The 21,027-nt window shown below is 70.6% G+C and carries 25 protein-coding genes; 12 read left to right on the forward strand and 13 right to left on the reverse strand.

All coding sequences use genetic code 11. From position 1 onward, the window contains the following. The first annotated feature begins 621 nt into the window (after positions 1 to 621). Positions 622 to 2,088: a PAS domain-containing sensor histidine kinase gene (locus OHB56_RS28385; protein WP_326754683.1), complete on the forward strand. Its 1,467-nt coding sequence runs from the start codon at positions 622 to 624 to the stop codon at positions 2,086 to 2,088. A gap of 320 nt (positions 2,089 to 2,408) precedes the next feature. On the opposite strand, the gene OHB56_RS28390 is transcribed toward OHB56_RS28385, so the two are convergent. Beyond that, positions 2,409 to 2,666, reverse strand: coding sequence for a WhiB family transcriptional regulator (locus OHB56_RS28390; RefSeq protein ID WP_030219886.1), 258 nt, complete (start codon positions 2,664 to 2,666; stop codon positions 2,409 to 2,411). Between the two features lie 318 nt (positions 2,667 to 2,984). Then, positions 2,985 to 3,953, reverse strand: coding sequence for a diacylglycerol kinase family protein (locus OHB56_RS28395; RefSeq protein WP_326754684.1), 969 nt, complete (start codon positions 3,951 to 3,953; stop codon positions 2,985 to 2,987). A gap of 219 nt (positions 3,954 to 4,172) precedes the next feature. Between OHB56_RS28395 and OHB56_RS28400 the strand changes: the two genes are divergently transcribed. Beyond that, the gene (locus OHB56_RS28400; RefSeq protein ID WP_326754685.1) at positions 4,173 to 4,616 is read left to right on the forward strand and encodes a hypothetical protein; all 444 of its coding nucleotides are present in this window, start codon (positions 4,173 to 4,175) and stop codon (positions 4,614 to 4,616) included. Between the two features lie 50 nt (positions 4,617 to 4,666). Here OHB56_RS28400 and OHB56_RS28405 read toward each other — a convergent pair whose 3' ends face one another. The 5 genes from OHB56_RS28405 to OHB56_RS28425 form a co-directional block, all read right to left on the reverse strand. Next, entirely contained in the window at positions 4,667 to 5,809 is a 1,143-nt protein-coding gene (locus OHB56_RS28405) for an RNA polymerase sigma factor SigF (RefSeq protein ID WP_326754686.1), read from the reverse strand. A gap of 17 nt (positions 5,810 to 5,826) precedes the next feature. Continuing rightward, on the reverse strand, positions 5,827 to 6,240 hold the full coding sequence (locus OHB56_RS28410; RefSeq protein WP_004925829.1) for an anti-sigma regulatory factor: 414 nt from the start codon (positions 6,238 to 6,240) through the stop codon (positions 5,827 to 5,829). A 301-nt stretch (positions 6,241 to 6,541) separates the two neighbouring features. Further along, entirely contained in the window at positions 6,542 to 7,573 is a 1,032-nt protein-coding gene (locus tag OHB56_RS28415) for a 1-aminocyclopropane-1-carboxylate deaminase/D-cysteine desulfhydrase (protein WP_406356384.1), read from the reverse strand. A gap of 121 nt (positions 7,574 to 7,694) precedes the next feature. Then, the gene (locus tag OHB56_RS28420; protein WP_406356386.1) at positions 7,695 to 8,177 is read right to left on the reverse strand and encodes a DUF6010 family protein; all 483 of its coding nucleotides are present in this window, start codon (positions 8,175 to 8,177) and stop codon (positions 7,695 to 7,697) included. Positions 8,178 to 8,350: 173 nt separating this feature from the next. After that, positions 8,351 to 8,941 carry an N-acetylmuramoyl-L-alanine amidase gene (locus tag OHB56_RS28425; RefSeq protein WP_326754688.1) on the reverse strand — a complete coding sequence of 197 codons (591 nt, stop codon included), beginning with the start codon at positions 8,939 to 8,941 and terminating at the stop codon, positions 8,351 to 8,353. A gap of 296 nt (positions 8,942 to 9,237) precedes the next feature. On the opposite strand from OHB56_RS28425, the gene OHB56_RS28430 reads away from it, so the two are divergent. The 4 genes from OHB56_RS28430 to OHB56_RS28445 all read left to right on the forward strand — a co-directional run bounded on the left by OHB56_RS28430 (position 9,238) and on the right by OHB56_RS28445 (position 13,615). Then, on the forward strand, positions 9,238 to 10,644 hold the full coding sequence (locus OHB56_RS28430; RefSeq protein ID WP_326754689.1) for a family 2B encapsulin nanocompartment shell protein: 1,407 nt from the start codon (positions 9,238 to 9,240) through the stop codon (positions 10,642 to 10,644). A gap of 143 nt (positions 10,645 to 10,787) precedes the next feature. After that, the gene (locus OHB56_RS28435; RefSeq protein WP_406359232.1) at positions 10,788 to 11,876 is read left to right on the forward strand and encodes a family 2 encapsulin nanocompartment cargo protein polyprenyl transferase; all 1,089 of its coding nucleotides are present in this window, start codon (positions 10,788 to 10,790) and stop codon (positions 11,874 to 11,876) included. A gap of 268 nt (positions 11,877 to 12,144) precedes the next feature. Then, on the forward strand, positions 12,145 to 12,753 hold the full coding sequence (locus OHB56_RS28440; protein WP_326754691.1) for a GNAT family N-acetyltransferase: 609 nt from the start codon (positions 12,145 to 12,147) through the stop codon (positions 12,751 to 12,753). Between the two features lie 223 nt (positions 12,754 to 12,976). After that, positions 12,977 to 13,615: a hypothetical protein gene (locus tag OHB56_RS28445; protein WP_406356389.1), complete on the forward strand. Its 639-nt coding sequence runs from the start codon at positions 12,977 to 12,979 to the stop codon at positions 13,613 to 13,615. Here OHB56_RS28445 and OHB56_RS28450 read toward each other — a convergent pair. Next, complete coding sequence (locus OHB56_RS28450; RefSeq protein WP_406356391.1) at positions 13,606 to 14,256, reverse strand: TetR/AcrR family transcriptional regulator; 651 nt, start codon at positions 14,254 to 14,256, stop codon at positions 13,606 to 13,608. The genes OHB56_RS28445 and OHB56_RS28450 overlap by 10 nt on opposite strands. 126 nt (positions 14,257 to 14,382) lie before the next feature. On the opposite strand from OHB56_RS28450, the gene OHB56_RS28455 reads away from it, so the two are divergent. Together OHB56_RS28455 and OHB56_RS28460 are read left to right on the forward strand one after the other, a co-directional pair. Beyond that, positions 14,383 to 14,967, forward strand: coding sequence for a dihydrofolate reductase family protein (locus OHB56_RS28455; protein WP_326754694.1), 585 nt, complete (start codon positions 14,383 to 14,385; stop codon positions 14,965 to 14,967). Between the two features lie 27 nt (positions 14,968 to 14,994). Continuing rightward, the gene (locus OHB56_RS28460) at positions 14,995 to 15,210 is read left to right on the forward strand and encodes a hypothetical protein (protein WP_326754695.1); all 216 of its coding nucleotides are present in this window, start codon (positions 14,995 to 14,997) and stop codon (positions 15,208 to 15,210) included. A 27-nt stretch (positions 15,211 to 15,237) separates the two neighbouring features. Here the strand turns inward: OHB56_RS28460 and OHB56_RS28465 are convergent, their stop codons facing one another. Then, positions 15,238 to 15,675, reverse strand: coding sequence for a glutaredoxin domain-containing protein (locus OHB56_RS28465; protein WP_326754696.1), 438 nt, complete (start codon positions 15,673 to 15,675; stop codon positions 15,238 to 15,240). A gap of 300 nt (positions 15,676 to 15,975) precedes the next feature. Between OHB56_RS28465 and OHB56_RS28470 the strand changes: the two genes are divergently transcribed. Together OHB56_RS28470 and OHB56_RS28475 are read left to right on the forward strand one after the other, a co-directional pair. After that, a complete protein-coding gene (locus tag OHB56_RS28470) occupies positions 15,976 to 16,521 on the forward strand; it encodes a GNAT family N-acetyltransferase (protein WP_326754697.1) in 546 nt (181 codons plus the stop codon). A 28-nt stretch (positions 16,522 to 16,549) separates the two neighbouring features. Beyond that, entirely contained in the window at positions 16,550 to 16,789 is a 240-nt protein-coding gene (locus OHB56_RS28475) for a hypothetical protein (protein WP_326754698.1), read from the forward strand. A 45-nt stretch (positions 16,790 to 16,834) separates the two neighbouring features. Here the strand turns inward: OHB56_RS28475 and sodN are convergent, their stop codons facing one another. Further along, the gene (gene sodN, locus OHB56_RS28480; RefSeq protein ID WP_003992892.1) at positions 16,835 to 17,230 is read right to left on the reverse strand and encodes a superoxide dismutase, Ni; all 396 of its coding nucleotides are present in this window, start codon (positions 17,228 to 17,230) and stop codon (positions 16,835 to 16,837) included. Between the two features lie 145 nt (positions 17,231 to 17,375). Between sodN and sodX the strand changes: the two genes are divergently transcribed. After that, positions 17,376 to 17,807 carry a nickel-type superoxide dismutase maturation protease gene (gene sodX / locus OHB56_RS28485; RefSeq protein WP_406356395.1) on the forward strand — a complete coding sequence of 144 codons (432 nt, stop codon included), beginning with the start codon at positions 17,376 to 17,378 and terminating at the stop codon, positions 17,805 to 17,807. Here sodX and OHB56_RS28490 read toward each other — a convergent pair. Further along, positions 17,711 to 18,340, reverse strand: a complete 630-nt coding sequence (locus OHB56_RS28490) for a CGNR zinc finger domain-containing protein (RefSeq protein WP_326754700.1) — start codon at positions 18,338 to 18,340, stop codon at positions 17,711 to 17,713. The two genes, sodX and OHB56_RS28490, sit on opposite strands and share 97 nt — an antisense overlap. 102 nt (positions 18,341 to 18,442) lie before the next feature. On the opposite strand from OHB56_RS28490, the gene OHB56_RS28495 reads away from it, so the two are divergent. After that, positions 18,443 to 19,210, forward strand: a complete 768-nt coding sequence (locus tag OHB56_RS28495) for a class I SAM-dependent methyltransferase (RefSeq protein ID WP_406356397.1) — start codon at positions 18,443 to 18,445, stop codon at positions 19,208 to 19,210. Between the two features lie 85 nt (positions 19,211 to 19,295). On the opposite strand, the gene OHB56_RS28500 is transcribed toward OHB56_RS28495, so the two are convergent. Further along, positions 19,296 to 20,069: an amino acid ABC transporter ATP-binding protein gene (locus OHB56_RS28500; RefSeq protein ID WP_326754702.1), complete on the reverse strand. Its 774-nt coding sequence runs from the start codon at positions 20,067 to 20,069 to the stop codon at positions 19,296 to 19,298. Next, a complete protein-coding gene (locus OHB56_RS28505; protein WP_326754703.1) occupies positions 20,066 to 21,004 on the reverse strand; it encodes an amino acid ABC transporter permease in 939 nt (312 codons plus the stop codon). The genes OHB56_RS28500 and OHB56_RS28505 overlap by 4 nt, the downstream gene beginning before the upstream one ends. Positions 21,005 to 21,027 lie beyond the last annotated feature (23 nt).

Below are 21,027 nucleotides of genomic sequence, written 5' to 3' on the forward strand. Positions count from 1 at the left end.
GAGGGGACTAGTCTGGGGGCCGGCCCCGGAAGAGAGCGGGGCAGCCATGTGGTTTAGACCAATATCAATCTAACAGAGCGGGGGGTCCGCTCCCAGGCGGAGGGCGGCATTCCCCGCGGGAGTCCGCCCCGGTCTCTCCTCAGCATCCCAGCGCGGGACGGGCGCGGCCCGTCGGCCGAAATGACCATGGAATTCCGTTCCCTGGCGCACGCTTGCGGGATAGGGTGCATGGCGGATGCCCGCATGTCCGCTCGACCGTTGTCCCGCTCGGCCGTCGTCCCGACGGCCGCGTGAGCACGTGATCGCGTGATCGCGAAAAAAGACAACAACGAACAGTCTCCGACACATGGACACGGGTAGTGGTCTAGTCCACAATGCGTAACAGTGCAGTGCACGCAAGCCTGCCTTCCCCGCACAGGAAGGCGGATCGAGGACCCGGAGCTCTCTGCCCTGACTGCCCCGGATCCTCGTCCCTCGGCCGAACGGGACCGCACACCCCGCGGCCGATGTCGCTCCGGGCTGCGGTGCCGGGAGGGCTGAGGGTCCCTCTCAGGCGCCGCGGCCCGCGGGTGCTTCCGGGGGAGGGCGCGATGTCCCGGTACGCTCGCTGACGTGCCCTCCATGAACGAACTCGTACACCAGCACACCGCTCTCGACGACTCCGATCTCGAGTGGCTTCACCTGCTGGTCTCGGAGTGGCAGCTGCTCTCCGACCTCTCCTTCGCCGACCTGGTCCTGTGGGTCCCCACCCGCGACGGCACCCGCTATGTCTCCGTCGCCCAGATGCGGCCCAACACCGGCCCGACCTCGTACCAGGACGACATGGTCGGCCATCTCGTCCCGCGCGGCCGCCGCCCCATGCTGGACGCGGCCCTGGACGAGGGGCGGATCGTGCGCGAGGGCGACCCGGAGTGGCGCGAGGAGGTCCCGGTCCGCGTCGAGTCCATTCCCGTACGGCGGGAGGGCCGCGTACTCGGGGTCATCGCGCGCAACACCAACCTGCTCACCGTGCGTACTCCCAGCCGGCTGGAGCTCACCTACCTCCAGAGCGCCTCCGACCTCGCCCAGATGATCGCGGCCGGCGCCTTCCCGTTTGCGAACCAGCAGCTCGACATGGACGCGCTGCCCCGTGTGGGGGACGGACTGATCCGGCTCGACGCCGAGGGGATCGTCCAGTACGCCTCCCCGAACGCCCTGTCCGCCTACCACCGGATGGGCCTGGCGTCCGACCTGGTCGGCCACCACCTCGGCCAAACCACCGCCGAACTGGCGCCTTCCCGCGGGCCGGTGGACGAGGCGCTGGCGAAGGTCGCCAGCGGTTGGGCGCCGCGCGAGTTCGAGATCGAGGCGCCCGGCGGGGTGATCCAGTTCCGGGCGATCCCGCTCAAGCCGAAGGGAACCCGCATCGGGTCGCTGGTCCTGCTCCGGGACGTCACCGAACTTCGCCGTCGTGAAAGGGAGTTGATAACCAAGGACGCGACCATCCGGGAGATCCACCACCGGGTGAAGAACAACCTCCAGACGGTGGCGGCGCTGTTGCGCCTCCAGGCCCGGCGGATCGGCTCCGAGCGCGGCCGCGCGGCGCTGGAGGAGGCGGTGCGCCGGGTCGGTTCCATCGCGATCGTGCACGAAACGCTCTCCCAGAACCTGGACGAGCGGGTGGAGTTCGACGAGATCGCCGACCGTGTCCTGGCGATGGTCGCCGAGATCTCGCCGGGCAAGGTCACCGGCCGGCGCACCGGCCGCTTCGGCATACTCGACGCGGAGGTCGCCACCCCGCTGTCGATGGTGCTGACGGAGGTTCTGCAGAACGCCCTGGAGCACGGCTTCCGGGAGGGTGACATCGGCACGGTCGAGGTGACCGCGGTCCGCGGCGGCACCACCAAGGAGGCCCGACTGCTGGTCACCGTCCAGGACGACGGCGTCGGTCTGCCCGCGGACTTCGACCCGCACACCGGCGGCAACCTGGGGCTGCACATCGTACGGACCCTGGTCGAGGGCGAGTTGGGCGGCACCTTCGACATGGTGCCGGCCCCGGACGGGGGGACGCGGGTGCTCCTGGACGTTCCGGTGGCCATGGACAAGTGACGACGAGTGACGTGCGCCAGTGGTCTGGACCAGTGAGGCGCCGCAGGCGTGGGTCGCCGGGAGCAGGCCGCGGGTGGAGGGTCGGCGACGTGGGCCGGTGACGTGGTGGGCCCGTGATGAGCCCGTGAGGGCGGAGCGCAGCGAAAAGCCCCGGACGGTTGTCCCGTCCGGGGCTTTTGCTTGACTGATGGGTTCCCCTCCGGCTCGAGATGAGCCGGGACTCGGGGAGCACCGGGGAACTGCGTGCTGCGGCTCGGGGGCGGGAGATGCGTACGCGCTGTACGCGCCGCCAAGCTCAGGCTGTCAGCAGGGGTGGGTTGTCAGGCGGAGGCCTGACGGGCCCGGTTGCGGGCGGCGCGGCGCTTCATTGCGCGGCGCTCGTCCTCGCTGAGACCACCCCAGACGCCGGAGTCCTGACCGGATTCGAGTGCCCACTGAAGGCAGCTCTCGATCACCGGGCAGCGACGGCAGACGGCCTTGGCTTCCTCGATCTGCAGCAGCGCAGGACCGGTGTTGCCGATGGGGAAGAAGAGCTCGGGGTCTTCCTCGCGGCAAACGGCGTTGTGACGCCAGTCCATGGCTGCTACCTCTCCTTGGTATGAACTACATGTGGCTTGTGAATGTGAACGCTTTCACGAATCCCCCAACAAGTGAAGGGCCGAACGCCAGGTTCCCTGGCGTGGTCCTTGGATTGAAGAGGGGTTCCGGTGATCTGTGGAGGCCGGTGTTGCGGGCCGTCCCGATCGCCATGTAGAGACTCGCAAACCTCGGCGGCGGATACAACCCCTTCCGGAAAGTTTTTTTTGATTCATCGGTGTCGACTAGGTCACAGCCGTACTTCCATGGGGTGGATCCTGGCCTAAACGTTCGAGTGAAAGGACTTTAGCCTTTTCCGCTCACACAATCACACGCAGTGCACGGCGAACGCCTGTGAACGTCACGCTGGTTCGCAGTCCGAGGTGGTCGCCGTCCATCTGGAGGGGCAGTGGCACCTTCGAATGCAAGGTGAACTGGGTCAGGTCGTGCCTCGCGGTCACGTGCCTGCCCCGGGGTCCGCGCTCGGGGGACGAAGTGAGCAACTGGGTGCCATACCGGGCAAGGGCGGAGGCGGACAGCCGCTTCAGACCGAAGAGGTCGAGGCCGGTATCGAACGAGGCCTTAGGTGACGCGTAGATCGGGCGATTGCCGAGAAACGTCCACGGGGAGGCGTTCGAGACTATGGAGAGCGCCAGATCGCGGACCGGTTCCTCGCCCGGCTGCTCGAGCGTTATCACGCCGTGCAGGCGGTGCGGTTCCCCGATCAGCTGACGCACGACCTGACGCATGTACAGCGCGTGAGTGGACTTCCTGCCGCGCTCCCGGTGCTGTTCCACCCGGCCGACCACGCCGGCGTCGAAGCCCAGCCCCGCGTTGAAGGTGAACCAGCGGGGTGGCACGCCTTCGTCGTCCGTTCCGGGTGTGCCCGATGTCAGGCCCAGACCGACGGTGCGTTCGCGGCCCTCGCGCAGGGCGTCCAGCAGGGCGCCGGTGGCCTCCACGGGATGGTTGGGCAGGTCCAGGGCGCGGGCGAAGACGTTGGTGGAGCCGCCGGGGACCACGGCGAGACCGGGCAGGTGCTCCGGATCGGGGCCGGCGTGCAGCAGACCGTTGACGACCTCGTTGACCGTGCCGTCGCCGCCGAGGGCCACCACCAGGTCGATGTCGTTGCTCTCCGCCGCCTGCCGCCCCAGGTCGCGTGCGTGGCCGCGGTACTCGGTGGTGACCGCCTCCAGCTTCATCTCACTGGCGAGGGCGTGGATCAGCACATCGCGCGTACGCGCACTTGTGGTGGTTGCCGCCGGATTGACCACGAGAAGTGCACGCATGCGTTGCAGAGTACCTACTGGGTGGTACCGGGGCCCAGGCCGAGGTGAGGTCGGGAGCGGGAACGAGGGCGGGTCCAGGGACGTGATCAGGGGGCGGGTCCAGGGACGAACCGGGCCAGGGACGGGGAGAGCCGGGGACGGAGTCAGGGGCGGCACGGGCGGAGAAGGGGGCGTGAACCTCGGCATGGAGGCGCGCGGGGTGAGAGCTACCCTTCAGGGGTGAGCAGCGAGCAGACCCCCACCACCGCCCCGGCCCCCGCCGGCCCCCGCCCGCGCCGCCTGACGTACGCCGCGGGGCTCGCCGCCCTGGAGGGGCTGGCCCTGCTGATCGGCGGGATCTGGATGCTGGTCCGCGGGCTCACAGGACAGCCGGACGACCGGCAGCAGGCCGTCACCGGCGGAGTGACGCTCGCGGTCCTCGCCCTGCTGCCGCTGCTCGCCGCGCGCGGGCTGCTCGGACGCCGCAGCTGGAGCCGCGGCCCGGCCCTCATCACCCAGCTCCTGGCCCTGCCCGTGGCCTACAACCTGCTGCAGTCCGACAGCGTGGCCATCCCGGCGGGGATCGTGCTCGCGGTGGTGGCCGTCACGGCCCTGGTCCTGCTGCTGAACCCCGAGACGACCCGGGCCCTCGGTATCCGGGGGCCCGGGAACGCCGAGAAGTAACGCCCCCCACGACCCGAGCGCGGGTTCGCGGTCCGGGCCCCCTTCGCAGCTCACTCCTCCACGAGCAACTTCTCCCGCAACTGGGCCAGTGTGCGGGCCAGCAGCCGGGAGACGTGCATCTGGGAGATGCCCACCTCCTGGGCGATCTGCGACTGGGTCATGTTGCCGAAGAAGCGCAGCAGCAGAATCCGCTTCTCGCGCGGAGGAAGGTCCTCGAGCAGCGGCTTCAGCGACTCGCGGTACTCCACGCCCTCCAGCGCCTCGTCCTCCGCGCCCAGGGTGTCCGCGACCGCCGGGGAGTCGTCGTCGGTGTCGGGAACGTCCAGGGACAGAGTGGAGTACGCGTTGGCGGACTCCAGGCCCTCCAGGACCTCCTCCTCCGAGATCGCCAGCTTCTCGGCGAGTTCGTGGACCGTGGGGGAGCGGCCGTGCTGCTGCGAGAGCTCGGCCGTCGCCGTCGTCAGCGCCAGCCGCAGCTCCTGCAGCCTGCGGGGGACGCGCACCGCCCAGCCCTTGTCGCGGAAGTGTCGCTTGATCTCGCCGACGACCGTCGGGGTCGCGTACGTCGAGAACTCCACGCCACGGTCCGGGTCGAAGCGGTCGACCGACTTGATCAGGCCGATGGTGGCGACCTGGGTCAGGTCGTCCAGCGGCTCCCCGCGGTTGCGGAAGCGGCGCGCGAGATGCTCGACGAGCGGCAGATGCATGCGGACCAGCCGGTTGCGCAGCTCCGCGTACTCCGGAGTGCCGTCCTGCAGCGTGCGCAGCTCGAGGAACAAGGCACGCGCCCCACTGCGGTCCTGCGGGTCGCGCTGCGCGCCGTGCGTGCCCGGGGTGTCCGGGGCGCGCTGGGAGCCCTGCGCACCCGGCGTCCGCGGCGCCTCGCTCTCGGCGTGTCGCTCGTGCTCGTTCATCGTCCCGCCCGTCGCCCTTCCCCGAGCGCTCGCCTCGTCCCCCGCCACCGGCTCCCCACGCGCCCGGCCTCCCCCGGGGCCGGGGGAGGTCCTGGGCCGACCGGCCTCAGGCCTGCTCCGCGCGGCGGGGTCGTGCTGCCCGTCGTCCGGAGCGCCGGCCACCGGGGCGTCGTCCTCCGGATGCGGCCGGGCCTGTTCCGGGATGGCGTCGATGCCCTCGATGCCGCCGGAGACCCGCTCGGCCGGCAGCTCGCGTGTGCCGCGTTCTTCGTCCCGCACCGGCCCGTCCTCGTTCCTCACGCCGGCCCGGGTCCCGCGCCGCGCTGTTTGTAGAGGCTGATCGAAACGGTTTTGTCCTCGTCCACGGCGGAGGAGACCTTGCCCGCGAGAGCGGACAGCACGGTCCACGCGAAGGTGTCGCGCGAAGGGGCGTGGCCGTCCGTGGTGGGCGCCGAGACGGTGACCTCGAGCGAGTCGTCGACGAGGCGGAAGACACAACTGAGCACCGAACCCGGCACGGCCTGCTGAAGCAGGATCGCGCAGGCCTCGTCGACCGCGATGCGCAGGTCCTCGATCTCGTCGAGGGTGAAGTCCAAACGGGCCGCGAGGCCGGCCGTAGCCGTACGCAGCACCGACAGGTAGGCCCCCGCGGCCGGCAGCCGGACTTCCACGAAGTCCTGGGTCGCGGGCTCGCCTGCGATCTGGGACACCCTCACCTCCAAGGTGGTACAAGCGTTCAGGATCGGGGTTGCCCCCGGATGACGCGATACGTGGTTCAGCGGTGACGCTACCGCGCTCCGGATGGTCCTGTCCCCGGGACCCCGACCCCGCGCTGTTACTCATAGTAAAGCTACGGATACGCTCCGTGGCTAGGGGGCTGCGGGCCCGAATGGGAAGAGCGCGCGCCGCATTGACGTACCCAGACGTCAGACGGTCGAACCGTCCGTGCCGGAGTCCTCTCGGGGGCACCTCGGGAAACACCCGGAAGCCCTTGCCCACAGGCCCGCCCGCTCACGGGAAAGGGCGCCCGGTGACGACGGCCGCGACCGTGCTCCCGCGCGGGAACGCGTTTTCCTCGACCAGGACGACAAGAGCGTAAAGCAATTTGGCGACATAGACACGTTCGACGGGTACGCCGTGACGGCGCTCGAAATCCGCGGCGAACGCGTCGAGTTCCGGGGTGGTCCGGGCGTAGCCGCCGAAGTGGAAGCGGTCGTCCAGGCTCCAGTCGCCGCGCGGACCACCGAACGCCTCGGCCTGCAGCCCCCGTATCCCGGCGGCCAGGAAGCCGCCCTTGAGTACCGGAACGCCCAGCGCGCGCCCGCCCCGGCCGAGCCCGGAGGCCAGTCCGGCGAGCGTTCCGCCGGTGCCGCACGCCGTCGCGACCACGTCCGCCCGGCCGGCCAGCTCCTCCCCGAGCGCCCGGCAGCCGCGCACGGCGAGGGCGTTGCTGCCGCCCTCGGGGACGACGTACGCGTCCACGGCGCCCGCCTCGCGCAGGACGGCCGCGAGGGTCGCCGGCGCGGTCTTGTCGCGGTAGGTCGCCCGGTCGACGAAGTGCAGCCGCATGCCGTCGGCCACGCACCGGGCCAGTGAGGCGTTGAGGGGGCGGCCGGCGAGTTCCTGGCCGCGCACCACGCCGACCGTGGGCAGCCCCAGCAGTCGTCCGGCGGCGGCGGTGGCCCGCAGGTGGTTGGAGTAGGCGCCACCGAAGGTGAGCACCGTCCGGCCGGTCGCCGCCGACAGGTTCGGCGCGAGTTTGCGCCACTTGTTTCCGATCAGCTCCGGATGGATCAGATCGTCCCGCTTCAGCACCAGCCGGACCCCGCGCCGCTCGAACCGTTCGTCCACGACGTCCTGCACCGGCGAGGGCAGCCGGGGGCGCAGGCCCGCGAGGCCTCCGTGGCCGACGGGGGCCGGGGAAGCCGTGGCGGTGGAGGTCAGGGGGGTGGAGGCCGCGGAGGCGGATACCGCGGGCTCGGGGCCGGGACGGGCGCCTGGCGTCGGGCCGGTGTCGGGATCGGGGGTGTCCGGGCTGGTCACGGGGTCATTGTCGCCCGGTGGGGGCGACGGGGCGCCGGAGGGTCGGACCGGGAGAGTGAGCATGGCTGGATTTCGCCGTTGCCGACCGGGCTCCGGGCGAACGCGTGGCCGAGGCGTGCCGTCAGCTCGAACTGCCGCTCGGGACCGGCGCCCCGGTGCCGGGGTGTCCGGCGGGTTCGGCGGGCGTGGATTCCCTGCTGCCGGGGCGGCGCCCGCGCCGTCGGCGGCGGACGAGGCCGATCAGGGACGGGCCTCCCCGAAGACACCACAGGGCGATCACCGGGTCGCAGATCGCGCAGCCCAGCGACGAGGTGGGGGCGAACGGGACGATGGGGTTGCCCTTGAGGTGGTGGACGACGTCCCACGCGGTGTGCAGCAGCCAGCCGATGCCGATGAACGTCCACGAATCCAGGCCGCGGAACGCGACGTAGGCGATCAGCGCGGTGAAGGCGAACTCCCAGCCGCCCAGGCCGCCCCCGCTGAGGTAGGCGGCGCCCGCACCGGCGAGCATGACGGCGTTCAGACGCCGCCGGTGCGGCTCGCGGGCGAAGGACATCAGCAGTGCGTAGAGAACCCCGACGGCTACGGGTGCGACGTATTGCATGGCGGCGCCTTTACCTGGGACGACCTGGGACGACTCACCACGCTAGAAGCGCGTGCGCCGCATCCCCAGGGGTCCGGGCGACAGCTTCCGACGGATTGTCGCCAGCTCGGTCCCGGCCCTCCTCCCGTCCGCCCTCCCGCCCGTCTTCCCGCACGCGCGTACGCCCGAGTGCGTCACTTGAGCCGGTCGCGGATCCGCTTCCGCATCGACGCCATCGTGAACCCGCGCGGGTCCACCTTTCCGGGCTGCCACTCCAGGTGCCCGATCACCGACCGCTCGTTCCAGCCGTGGCGGCGGCAGACCGCGGCGGCGGCTCTCTCGATGGCCTCCAGCTGCGCCGCGGGCCAGGGGTCCTCCCCGTCGCCCAGGTTCTCGCACTCGAAGCCGTAGAAGTGCCGGTTGCCGTCGGTGTTCTGCTCGTTGTCCGCGGGCAGCCCCTTCTCCGCGATCACCGCGCGCAGCACGTCGTCGTCGCCCAGGCCGGCGTGGTTGGCGCGGCCGTAGCCGACGAGGTGGACCTTGCCGTCCTTGGTGATGACGCCGTGGCACAGCGGCCCCGGCAGGCCCGAGTAGCCCTTGCGGCACAGGTCCACGGTCCGGGCGCTGCCCTGGGTGACCGTGTGATGGATCATCACGCCGTGCACCGGCCCCCAGGGACCCTTGTGGTTGCGGTTGTGATCGCGCCAGTCACCGACCTCGACGACCGTGAGGCCCTCCGCCTTCAAGGAGCTCAGGAACGCACTCGCGGACATGGGTGGGGCCATGGGCCGCGCCTCCTTCTCGCAGCGCGACGGCTGCCGGTCGCAGCCGCCTCGTACCGGTGCTTGTACCTGAACGGAACGAACGCAACCCCTCGTTCGGTCCCTGTGCGGCCCGATTCGGACAACGTTCGGCCACGGGGCCACCGCTGAACGGAATCCCCATGAATGCCCACACAGTTGAAGATCCATTCCCGCTCATTCGGGTAATACCGCGGACACGTTCCGTGAGGAAGGCTTTGCCGCGGAGACCGACGCCCGGCACGGATGGGCGCCGGTCACAACTGGGAGGGCAATTCTTTATGTCGGTAGGCGAAGAGGTCCGCACCGAGCAGACCCGGCAGCAGCAGAGCCTCGGCACGGCCGCGGCGCGGAACCTGGCCACCACCACCAAGTCCGTACCGCAGATGCAGGAGATCAGCTCGCGCTGGCTGCTGCGCATGCTGCCCTGGACGGACGTGCAGGGCGGTACGTACCGGGTGAACCGGCGGCTGACGTACGCCGTCGGCGACGGACGCGTGACGTTCGTGAAGACCGGCGATCGCGTCGAGGTCATCCCGGCCGAGCTGGGCGAGCTGCCGGCCCTGCGGTCGTACGAGGACGAGGAGGTGCTCTCGGAGCTGGCCTCCCGCTGCCGGCAGCGGGAGATCGAGGCCGGCCAGGTGATCGCCTCCTTCGGCAGCCCGGCCGACGAGGTGTTCCTGCTGGCGCACGGCCGGGTCGAGAAGGTCGGCACCGGCCCCTACGGCGGCGACGAGTCCCTCGGAGTCCTCGCCGACGGTGCCTACTTCGGCGACCAGGCGCTGCTGGACGAGGGCGCCATCTGGGAATACACCACCCGCACCCTGACCGCCTGCACCGTGCTCGTGCTGCCGCGTGACGCCGTCGAGCAGGTCGCCGAGCGGTCCGAGACGCTGCGCGGGCACCTCCTGCAGCAGCGATCCATCCCCAGCCAGCGCACCAACAAGTACGGCGAGAAGGAGATCGACCTCGCGGCCGACCACAGCGGGGAGCCGGACATCCCGCACACCTTCGTCGACTACGACGCCAAACCCCGCGAGTACGAACTGAGCGTGGCCCAGACCGTGCTGCGCATCCACTCACGCGTGGCCGACCTCTACAACCAGCCCATGAACCAGACGGAGCAGCAGATCAGGCTGACCGTCGAGGCGTTGAAGGAGCGCCAGGAGCACGAACTCGTCAACAACCGCGGCTTCGGCCTGCTGCACAACTGCGAGTACGACCAGCGGATCCAGCCGCACGACGGCGTGCCCGCCCCCGACGACCTGGACGAACTGCTCAGCAGGCGGCGTGGCACCAAGCTGCTCCTCGCCCATCCGCGCGCGATCTCCGCCATCGGCCGCGAGCTCAACAAGCGGGGGCTGGTCCCGGAGACCATCGACATGGCGGGCAACCGCATCCCCACCTGGCGGGGCGTGCCCATCTTCCCGTGCAACAAGATCCCGGTCACCGAAGAGCGTACGACCTCCATCATCGCCCTGCGCACCGGTGAGGAGGACCAGGGCGTCATCGGTCTGCGGGCCTCCGGCATCCCCGACGAGATCGAGCCGGGCCTCTCCGTGCGGTTCATGGGCATCAACGAACAGGCCATCATCAAGTACCTGGTCACGGCCTACTACTCGGCCGCGGTCCTGGTGCCGGACGCGCTCGGCGTCCTGGAGAACGTCGAGATCGGTCGCTGGCGGTGACCTTCCGGGATCTCTCGGCCCGCACGCCGTGTCCCCGCCCACCCGGGCGGGTACACCCTGGGGGTACGCGCGCGACGCCGGCGGAAGCGCCACCTCCGGTCATCCTCCGAGACGGGTCCAGAGGTGATTTCATGACGGAGTCCATGGCCGGGCTCACGACGGAGACGGAGGACGAGCACCCTCCCGTCGAAGGCCACGAGGCGACGACCGAGGCTCACGAGGCGACGATTCTGCTCGAGCGGGCACGGGCCGAGGTCGACCCGGTGCTCCGGGCCGCCATCGGCTCGCTGCCCGGCCCGCTGCGCAGGATCGCCCGCTACCACTTCGGCTGGGAGCACGCGGACGGGACCCCGGCCACCGGCGGTTCCGGCAAGGCGATCCGCCCCGCACTGGTTCTCGCCGCGGCCTCCGCCCTGGGCGGCCCCGCGGCACGGGCGACGGCCGTCCGGGCAGCCGCCGCGGTGGAACTGGTGCACAACTTCACCTTGTTGCACGACGACGTGATGGACCGGGACACCACCCGGCGCCACCGGCCCACCGCATGGACCGTCTTCGGCGATGCCGACGCGATCCTCGCAGGAGACGCCCTCCACGCCCTCGCCCTGCGGCTGCTCGCGGAGGACACACACCCGTCGGCCCCGGCCGCGGTGGCCCGGCTCGCGGACTGCGTCGTGGAACTGTGCGCGGGACAACAGGTGGACACGGCCATGGAAGGGCGCGCTCCCGGCGAGGTCACCCTCGACGAGACGCTGTCCATGGCCGAGGCGAAAACGGGCGCGCTGCTCGGCTGCGCCTGCGCGCTCGGCGCGCTGTACGCGGACGCCGGGGCGGCTGACGTGGCGGCACTGGACGCGTTCGGCCGTGAGGCGGGGCTGGCCTTCCAGCTGATCGACGACGTGATCGGCATATGGGGAGATCCGCGCCGTACCGGCAAGCCCGCCGGTGCGGATCTGGCCGCCCGTAAGAAGTCCCTGCCGGTGGTCGCCGCGCTCACCTCCGGCACCCCGGCGGCGTCCGAACTCGCCGCGCTGTACGCGGCCCCGCATGCGGAGGAGGATCTGGAGCACATCGCCCTGACCGTGGAACGGGCGGGCGGCCGCGACTGGGCGCAGGCCCAGGCCGCCGACCGCATGGCCCGGGTGATGCAGGAACTCGCCCGCGCGGTGCCGGCCCCGGAGGCGGCGGACGGACTGCTGGCCCTCGCCGAGTTCGTGACCCGGCGCATCACCTAGGTGCCCGGTGACCCGGGTCACCGGGCCGCCGGGCCGGGGACGTGCGGGACCCCGACCCCGTACGGCCACCGTGCTCCCGGTCCGGCGGACCCCGCACTTTCCCACGATGCGGGGCCCGGCCGTCCCGCGGCCTCCCGTCCCTGCCCCTGTCATGGCAGGGACGGGAGGGCTTTTGATGAGCGGCCGTAGTCGTTCTCCCGTCGGCCACCGTCGTCCCGATAGGGTCAACCCCCGTACGGTAGGCGAGGGTTGAGGCGGAGGGGCGGACATGGGTGTGGCGATCCGGGCGGCTGGGGACGGGGACCGGGAGCTGCTGGTCCGGCTCCTGGACGAGGCGTTCCAGGACGACCCGGTCAGTGGCTGGGTCTTCCCGGGCACGGAGTACCGCCGTACGACGCACCACAGGCTGATGGGAGCCTTCACCGACATCGTGCTCGCCGAGGGACGCATCGACGTCATGGAGGACGGTTCGGCGTGCGCGCTGTGGATGTCGATGCCGGCGGACGACCACGGCGCCGGGGACCCGGCGGACGACGAGGGCCCGGCGCAGGTACGCCGGGCCGTCGATCCGGAGAACGAGCGGGTGGAGATGATCGGCCGGCTGACGGCGGGCGTCCACCCCACCGGGCGGGCCCACGAGTACCTGTGGATGATCGGTGTGCTGCCCGGCCGACAGGGTGAAGGGCTCGGTACCGCGCTCATCGGCTCGGTTCTCGACCGCTGCGACCGCGAGGGGCTGCCCGCCTATCTGGAGGCGAGCAGTGTGCGCAGCCGCCTGTTGTACGAACGCCTCGGTTTCGCCCAGGTCTGCGAGCCCCTGCGGCTTCCGGAAGGCCCCCGTATGTGGCCGATGTGGCGCGAACCCCGCACCCCGTGACCGCGGCCGGCGTCCCGCCCGCACCCGACCGGACCCGCCCGTGCCCGGTTGAGCCCGTCCGAGCCCGACCACGGTCGACTGAGCCTGCCCGTCTGCCCGCCTGCCCGCGCCCGATCGGGCCGGTTTCCTCTCGCCTCAGGGACGTTCGGCCCTGGCTGCCGGTGCGCGTCCCCGCTTCACTGGCCCTCGCGAGGACCGGTCGGCGAGGATTGTCAGGGGCGAGATGAGCACAACGGCGCGCGACAACGGGGCGGCAGGCGACCAGGTGCCGGGCGGCGGGGCGGCGGGCAGGGAGATCGCGGCGGTCGGACATGCCGATCTGACCCCGCGCACATTCGCGCTGGTGGAGTCCGCGTTCCAGGAGCGACTGAAGCGCCTGGAACGACTGGGGAGGCATGTCGAGCCGGGGTCGGTCATGGTGCGCTGCGGTGCGGGGGCGCCGGTGGCGCTCGGCCGGGCGGCGAGTGCGTCGGGCCGCCGCCTGGTCGTGGTCATCCCCACGCACAACGGCGTCCCCGCCATGCCGCCCCGGCACGACCGGATGGCCGCCGGTGAACTGCTGAACCTCGCCGACCAGGCGCGGCTGCTGCCGTACGACCCGAACCACCGGGATTCCTGCATCGGCGCGGACGAGCGGATGATCGCCACCAGCGGGCTGCTCCTGGCGGTCTGGGACGGCTCCCCGACCAACGGCTTTGACGCCACCGCCCACTTGGTGACGTATGCCCGAGCCCGGGGCATCCCCGTGGAGATCGTGTGGCCCGCGGGAGCCGAACGCGGGACGGGAGAGGCCACGCCTGCCCCTTCCGCCGCACACCCGGTCGGAGGGCTCGTGGAACCGCCCGGCGCGCGTTATTCCTGAGCCCGTTCCTCACCCCGTTTCTCCGCCGTCTCGGTCGTTTCCGCCGTCTCGGTCGTTTCCGGCACGATCGTCGCCACGATCCGGTCCACGAGCCCGTCCGGCACGCTCACCCCGGGCAGTACGCCCTCCAGGACGCCCGGCAGCGTCAGGTGGTCCAGGAGCAGCCCGAGCATGGCCAGGTACAGCACCGCCACCGTCTCGTCGCCGCCCGGAAGCCCGGCGGTCCGCTGGAACTCCATGCCCTCCACGAGGTCGCCGCGGATCGAGGCGGTGTAGGAGGCGAGCAGCCCGGGGCGCCGGGTGGCCTCCAGCCGCATCTCCAGCAGGGCCAGCCAGCCCGTGCGGTCACCGGTCGCACGCGCCGTCAGGTCGTGCATGAACGCGGCGACGAGCGCGCGGTCCCGCGGCCGGGTCAGCAGCTCGGCGACGACCGAGGGGTCGGGCGCGAGCCGTATGTGCAGCCGGGAGTCGATCTGGCGCAGCAGGTCGTCCCGTCCTGCGAAGTAGTTGGAGGCGGTCCCCACCGGCACCCCGGCCTGCGCGTCCACCGCGCGGAACGTCAGTCCCCGGGCCCCCTCGCGGGCGAGCACCTCGACCCCGGCATCGACCAGGGCCGTACGGCGTCCAGGGTTGGCGACCATGCGGAATCCCTTTCCTCACTTGCCTCGGTTTCCGACCCGCGTCGGTATCTCTCTTGCAACCACTACAACTGAAGTACTACAACTGAAGTGGTTCATGGACGAGGCAGCCTACGGAAAGAGACCGCGTTGCGAAAGCTCACCTACTTCATCGCCTGCTCCATCGACGGCTTCATCGGGGACCCGGAGGGCGACGCGTCGGCGATGATGCGCTTCGTCGACGAGGAGTTCTTCGCGTTCCTCAAGGCGGAATACCCGGAGACCCTCCCGACCCACGGTCGCCGCCCGCTCGGCATCGACGACCTGCCGAACCGGCGGTTCGACACGGTCGTCCAGGGCCGCGCCAGCTACGACATCGTGCTGAAGGACGGCATCACCAGCCCGTACGCCCACCTGCGCGAGTACGTCGCCTCGCGCACGCTGAGCGAGTCGCCCGACCCGAACGTCGAGATCATCGCCGACGATCTGGTGGGCCGGGTCCGGGAGCTGAAGGCCGAGGACAGCGGGCTCGGCATCTACCTGTGCGGCGGCTCCGTGCTCGCCGGTGAGCTGCTCGACGAGATCGACGAGCTGGTCATCAAGACGTACCCGATCGTGCAGGGCTCCGGCATGCCGATGTTCGGGGCGGGCTTCTCGGTGACGGAGTTCGCCCTCGAGTCGGTGCGTACGTTCAAGAACGGGGTGCTGGTGCGCACGTACAGCAGGCAGCGCTGAACCGGAGCCGGGCCTACCCTGGGGGCTATGGGCAGCGACGAATCGGTCTGTCCCTCCTGCGGACAGCCAGTGGAGACGGTCATCCGGCGTCACAAGACGCTGGGCGCATGGGTCCCGACCTGGGTACCGGGACCGTGCGGCAACCCGGACTGCGACAAGCACCCCGGCCGTGAAGGCGCCGATTCCCCCCGGCCCGAACACACCGGAAGTCCGGCCCCCGTACCGGAAGAGGGTCCGGGCTGACCCCGACCCGGCGGGAACGGCTCCCGGTCACGTGGAACGCGCGAGCTGTTCCCGTACCCATGCGGGGTCGGGATTGACGTGAGGCCGGCCTGCCACGACGACCGTGGGCACGGTCTCGTTGCCGTCGGCGGCGGCCCTCACGGCTGCCGCGCCGGCGGGGTCGCGCCAGATGTCGACCCAGTGCAGCCGCCGGGCGCCGCGACCCAACCGGATGCGCAGGCGCAGGCAGTAGGCGCAGCCCGGCCGCCAGAAGACGACCGGCCGGCCGTCGGCCTCGCTGCGGCGTTGTGCCTCCAGCGCGCCGACCGACCTCGGGAAGACCAGCGGCGAGTTCACGCCCGCGATCAGAACGAACATCAGCAGGAGTGCCACGGCCGAGCCGGGTCTCCCACCGAGGGCGAGCGAAGTCGCCACGACTGAGCCACCGAGCACCAGCAGCACCGGCAGGATCCATGCGCGCGTCATGACACCGCAGGCTATCGATGAGCCGGTGGGGGGCCTGACGGTGGAAGGAGACGGCGAGGGTCGGCACGGCTCGACCGGCGGGCAGGCCTTCCTGGTCTCCGGGGCGGAGGACGGGCCGGTGACCCGCGGCGATCTTCCCCGTGGGTCGATGGCCCGGTCGTACCGGACTCGGTGGCCGTGGACGCCTTCTGCGGATCATCCCTCGAGTCCGAGTCCGAGTCCGGGTGGTGGAGGTCGCTCCGTCGGGAAGGCGCGGAAGGGGATGGACACGGCTCGGTACCGTGACCGATGATCTCCGGCATGATCCGGGCCGCCACTGTGAAGGACGTCGCGGAGATCCGCGCGATGATCCGCGAACTCGCCGAGTACGAACGGGCTGTGGAACAGGCCCGGGCGACCGGGGAGCAACTCCGCGAGGCGCTGTTCGGAGAACATCCCGCCGCCTTCGCACTGATCGCCGAGGACGACGGGACGGGCGAGGTCGTGGGCTATGCCCTGTGGTTCCCCCACTTCTCGACCTGGACCGGTACACGCGGCATGCACCTGGAGGACCTCTACGTCCGCCCGTCGGCCCGCGGCGGGGGACACGGCAAGGCGTTGCTCGCCTCCCTGGCCGCGATCTGCGAGCAGAGAGGCTACGAGCGCTTCGAGTGGTGGGTCCTGGCCTGGAACGAGCCGGCGATCGACTTCTACAAGTCGCTCGGCGTGGAGTTCCTGGACGAGTGGAGGGTATGCCGGCTGAGCGGTGAGCCCCTCGGGGAACTCGCTGCCCGGGGCCCGGCTGTCCTCGACCGGCCCTCGGCCCTGCGGGACGGAGGGTCCTGCGACCTTCCGTCGCAGCAATGACCAAGGCCACGGGATGCCGGAGAGGCTCGTGGCCGGACCGAACGACCAGCAGGCCGTCGAGGCGTCCGTCCGCGTCGGCCGCGTAGCCTCCGCCCCCATCGCCGGCGGAGCGGGCGTCGGGCCGGTGCGGATCGCTCTCCGTCACGTGTTCGCCGTCATCACGCCGTGGATCTGTGCGTACCTGGGCCCGGGCCGGGCGAAGAAGACCGCACCCGGACCGTCATGGACGCCGTGTTCGGCGGCCTGCGGTCCGGGTGCGGGCAGGTAGACCAGGCGACCAATGAAATCGCAGGTCAAGCGGCATGATCGAAAATCAGGCCTTCTTGGTCTCCCAGAAGATCTTGTCGATCTGGGCGATGTAGTCCAGCGCCTTCTGGCCGGTGGCCGGGTCGGTCGAGCCCTTGGCGGCCGACAGGGCCTTCAGGGTGTCGTTGACCAGCTGGTGCAGCTCCGGGTACTTCTCGAAGTGCGGGGGCTTGAAGTAGTCGCTCCACAGGACGGAGACATGGTGCTTCGCCAGTTCGGCGCGCTGTTCCTTGATGACCGTGGCGCGGGCCTGGAAGTGGGGGTCGTCGTTGCCGGCCATCTTCTCCTGGACGGCCTTCACCGACTCTGCCTCGATGCGGGCCTGGGCCGGGTCGTACACGCCGCAGGGCAGGTCGCAGTGGGCGCTGACCTTGACCTTGGGGGCAAACAGGCGGGAAAGCATGGAGCAGTCCTTCCTCGTGATCGTCTTCTCACAGGGGACATTACTCCGTGGAGCAGTGGATTTCGCGAGTGCCCCCAGGGGCTTAGGACGAAAGTCCGGGGTCAGACTGGGACTGGTGGAGGAAGAACCGGGGAGGTGCCGGGTGATGCCGGAGCTGTCGCAGGATGCCGAGCGTGCGGGAGCGCTGCCCTTCGGGGTGGCCGAGGTGACGGGGCCCTCCATGGTGCCCACGCTGCGCCACGGGGACCGGCTCCTGGTGCACTACGGGGCCCAGATCGGGCCGGGGTGCGTCATCGTGCTGCGGCACCCGTTCCAGCAGGATCTGCTCGTGGTCAAACGGGCCGTCGAGCGGCGCGAGGGCGGCTGGTGGGTGCTGGGGGACAACCGGTACGCCGGCGGTGACAGCACCGACTACGGGGTGGTGCCCGACGAACTGGTGCTCGGCCGGGTCCGCCTGCGCTACCGGCCGCGCACATCGGATCAGCGGTCGCCGCTGGCCGTGGTGGGCTGGGCGCTGTCGGCGGCCCGGCCGGTGTTCTCCGCCCGCTCGGCCTCCAGGCGTTTGCGGGCGCGGTAGGCGGCCACGTTGGCGCGGGTGGCGCAGCGGTCCGAGCAGTAGCGCCGGGAGCGATTGGTCGACGTGTCGAGATAGGCGTTGCGGCAGGGCGGCGCCTCGCACAGACCGAGACGGTCCACGCCGTACTCGGTGAGGTGGAAGGCCAGGCCCATCGCGGCGATGGCGGCGTAGCCGGCGGTCGCGTTGGACGGATGGTCGGCCAGGTGCATGTGCCACAGCGGGCGGCCGTCGTCGTCACGGAAGTCGTGCCCGGAGATCTGCGGGCTCACCGGGAACTCCAGCAGCAGCGAGTTCAGCAGGTCGACGCCGAGCGTCTCGTCCCCCGCGTCCGCCGCCTCGAAGACCGCGCGCAACCGGCCCCGGACGGAACGGAACCGGGTCACGTCCGCCTCGGTCGCGCGCCGCGCCGCGGACTGGTTGGCGCCGAACAGACCGCGGACGGCCTCCACCGAGGTCAGGGTGTCCGTGCCCCGGGCCGGCTCCTCGGTGTTGACGAGACGCACGGCGTAGTCCGAGTAATAGGCCAGTTCCACTTGTAGTCCTTACTCCGGAAGTCTATGGTCGTACCCGCGATCAAGTAACAGGCGATCGCAGTTAAAGGGTATTACGTTTCGCGATGCGGGAGGGGTTTCACGATGACCGCGAACACCAGTACGTCCACGGTCGACTGGCAGACCTGGCAGGAGAGCTGGGACCGGCAGCAGGAGTGGTACATGCCCGACCGCGAGGAGCGGCTGCGGGTCATGCTCGACATGGTGGAGGCCGTCGTCGGCACCTCCCCGCGCGTCCTGGACCTCGCCTGCGGGACGGGGACCATCACCGCCCGGCTGCTCGCCCGGTTCCCGGACGCCACCAGCACCGGAGTCGACCTGGACCCGGCGCTGCTCACCATCGCCGAGGGGACCTTCGCGGGGGACGGGCGGGTCTCCTTCGTCACGGCCGACCTCAAGGACCCCGACTGGCCCGCCGGGCTCCCCCGCGACTCCTACGACGCCGTACTGACCGCCACCGCCCTCCACTGGCTGCACAGCGAACCCCTCGCGGACCTCTACGGCCAGGTCGCGCGGCTGGTCCGCCCCGGCGGCGTCTTCATGAACGCGGACCACATGATCGACGAGACGACCCCCCGGATCAACGCGGCCGAGCGCGCCCTGCGTCACGCGCGCATGGACCGGGCCAAGCGGGACGGCGTCCTCGACTGGGCCGAATGGTGGAAGAGCGCGGCTGCGGACCCCGTCCTTGCCGAGCCCACCGCCCGCCGCTTCGAGATCTACGGCGAGCACGCCGACGGCGACATGCCGTCCGCCGCCTGGCAGGCCCGGGTGCTGCGCGAGAAGGGGTTCGCCGAGGCCCGCCCCGTGTGGTGCTCCCCCTCGGACACCCTGCTGCTCGCGCTGAAGTGAGACCGGCCGCATCCATGGGGCAGGGGCGGCACGGATGATCTCCGTGCCGCCCCTGCCCCATGGATGCGGTGTGTCCCGCGCGGTGTCAGAGCACCTTGGAAAGGAACGACTTCGTCCGCTCGTGCTGCGGGTCGGTCAGCACGTCCCGAGGAAGGCCGGACTCGACCACCACGCCGCCGTCCATGAAGACCAGGCTGTCGCCCACCTCGCGGGCGAAGCCCATCTCGTGGGTGACGACGACCATCGTCATGCCCGACTCGGCCAGGTCGCGCATGACGTCGAGGACGTCACCGACCAGCTCCGGGTCGAGGGCCGAGGTCGGCTCGTCGAACAGCATCAGCTTCGGGTCCATGGCGAGCGCCCGCGCGATCGCCACCCGCTGCTGCTGGCCGCCGGAGAGCTGCGAGGGGTAGTTCCTGGCCTTGTCGGCCAGGCCCACGCGTTCCAGCAGCTGCCCCGCGCGCTCCCGGGCCTGCGCCTTGCTCACGCCCTTGACCTGCACCGGTGCTTCCATGACGTTCTCGACGGCCGTCATGTGCGGGAACAGGTTGAAGCGCTGGAAGACCATGCCGATGTCCCGGCGCTTCAGCGCGACCTCGCCGTCCTTGAGCTCGTACAGCTTGTCGCCCTTCTGGCGGTAGCCGACCAGCTCCCCGTCGACGTACAGACGTCCCGCGTTGACCTTCTCGAGGTGGTTGATACACCTCAGGAAGGTGGACTTGCCGGAGCCGGAGGGGCCGATGAGGCAGAACACCTCGCCGGACTTCACCTCCAGGTCGATGCCCTTGAGGACCTCCACGGGGCCGAAGGACTTGTGGACGCCCTCGGCCTTGACCATGGCGGGGGAGGACTGGTTCATGCCGCGACTCCCTTCGGGCGGCGCGTGGGAAGCACCGCGGCCTTGAAGCGCTGCAGCGGTGTCGGAGGCAGGGAACGGCTCGAACCGCGGGCGTAGTACCGCTCGACGTAGTACTGCCCGACACTCAGGATCGAGGTCATGATCAGGTACCAGGCGGCGGCCAGGAAGTACATCTCCACCGGCGAGCCCGCGTTCTGACCGATGTCCTGCGCCTCCTTGAAGAGGTCGTAGAACTGCACCGCCGAGACGAGCGAGGTCGTCTTCAGCATGTTGATCACTTCATTGCCGGTCGGCGGCACGATGACGCGCATGGCCTGCGGGATGACGATCCGGCGGAGCGTCTTCGTGTGGCTCATGCCCAGGGCGTGCGACGCCTCGGTCTGCCCCTCGTCGACCGAGAGCAGACCGGCGCGGCAGATCTCGGCCATGTAGGCGGCCTCGTTGAGACCCAGGCCGAGCAGCGCCGCCAGCAGCGGCGTCATGAAGGACGACCAGTAGTCCTTGTAGACCGGACCCAGGTTGATGTACTCGAACACCAGACCCAGGTTGAACCAGACGAAGAGCTGGACCAGGACCGGTGTGCCGCGGAAGAACCAGATGTAGAACCACGCGATCGACGACGTCACCGGGTTCTTCGACAGGCGCATCACGGCGAGCAGGATGCCGCCGACGATGCCGATCACCATCGACAGCACCGTGAGCAGCAGGGTGTTCACGACACCGTCGATGATGCGGTCGTCGAAGAAGTATTCGGGGATCGCGCCCCAGTTGATCTTGCCTTGCGCGAAGGCGTAGATGACCGCGCCCAGAAGGAAGAGCGCGACGGCCGCGGACACGTACCGCCCCGGGTGCCGGACCGGAACGGCCTTGATGGCCTCCGGCCCGGCGGGGGGCGTCGCGTCGGGGCCGGCCGTCTTGTTGACGTCAGCAGTCACGAATGGAGCCTTTCAGAGCCGCG

Origin of the sequence: Streptomyces sp. NBC_01635 (genome assembly GCF_045209715.1) — a bacterium.
Lineage (GTDB): Bacteria > Actinomycetota > Actinomycetes > Streptomycetales > Streptomycetaceae > Streptomyces > Streptomyces hirsutus.

Coding starts and splice junctions, on each gene's coding strand:
- OHB56_RS28385 (WP_326754683.1), top strand. CDS start 622: ATGAACGAACTCGTACACCAGCACACCGCTCTCGACGACTCCGATCTC.
- OHB56_RS28390 (WP_030219886.1), bottom strand. CDS start 2,666: ATGGACTGGCGTCACAACGCCGTTTGCCGCGAGGAAGACCCCGAGCTC.
- OHB56_RS28395 (WP_326754684.1), bottom strand. CDS start 3,953: ATGCGTGCACTTCTCGTGGTCAATCCGGCGGCAACCACCACAAGTGCG.
- OHB56_RS28420 (WP_406356386.1), bottom strand. CDS start 8,177: ATGCAATACGTCGCACCCGTAGCCGTCGGGGTTCTCTACGCACTGCTG.
- OHB56_RS28425 (WP_326754688.1), bottom strand. CDS start 8,941: ATGGCCCCACCCATGTCCGCGAGTGCGTTCCTGAGCTCCTTGAAGGCG.
- OHB56_RS28430 (WP_326754689.1), top strand. CDS start 9,238: ATGTCGGTAGGCGAAGAGGTCCGCACCGAGCAGACCCGGCAGCAGCAG.
- OHB56_RS28435 (WP_406359232.1), top strand. CDS start 10,788: ATGGCCGGGCTCACGACGGAGACGGAGGACGAGCACCCTCCCGTCGAA.
- OHB56_RS28440 (WP_326754691.1), top strand. CDS start 12,145: ATGGGTGTGGCGATCCGGGCGGCTGGGGACGGGGACCGGGAGCTGCTG.
- OHB56_RS28445 (WP_406356389.1), top strand. CDS start 12,977: ATGAGCACAACGGCGCGCGACAACGGGGCGGCAGGCGACCAGGTGCCG.
- OHB56_RS28450 (WP_406356391.1), bottom strand. CDS start 14,256: ATGGTCGCCAACCCTGGACGCCGTACGGCCCTGGTCGATGCCGGGGTC.
- OHB56_RS28460 (WP_326754695.1), top strand. CDS start 14,995: ATGGGCAGCGACGAATCGGTCTGTCCCTCCTGCGGACAGCCAGTGGAG.
- OHB56_RS28465 (WP_326754696.1), bottom strand. CDS start 15,675: ATGACGCGCGCATGGATCCTGCCGGTGCTGCTGGTGCTCGGTGGCTCA.
- OHB56_RS28470 (WP_326754697.1), top strand. CDS start 15,976: ATGATCCGGGCCGCCACTGTGAAGGACGTCGCGGAGATCCGCGCGATG.
- sodN (WP_003992892.1), bottom strand. CDS start 17,230: ATGCTTTCCCGCCTGTTTGCCCCCAAGGTCAAGGTCAGCGCCCACTGC.
- sodX (WP_406356395.1), top strand. CDS start 17,376: ATGCCGGAGCTGTCGCAGGATGCCGAGCGTGCGGGAGCGCTGCCCTTC.
- OHB56_RS28495 (WP_406356397.1), top strand. CDS start 18,443: ATGACCGCGAACACCAGTACGTCCACGGTCGACTGGCAGACCTGGCAG.
- OHB56_RS28500 (WP_326754702.1), bottom strand. CDS start 20,069: ATGAACCAGTCCTCCCCCGCCATGGTCAAGGCCGAGGGCGTCCACAAG.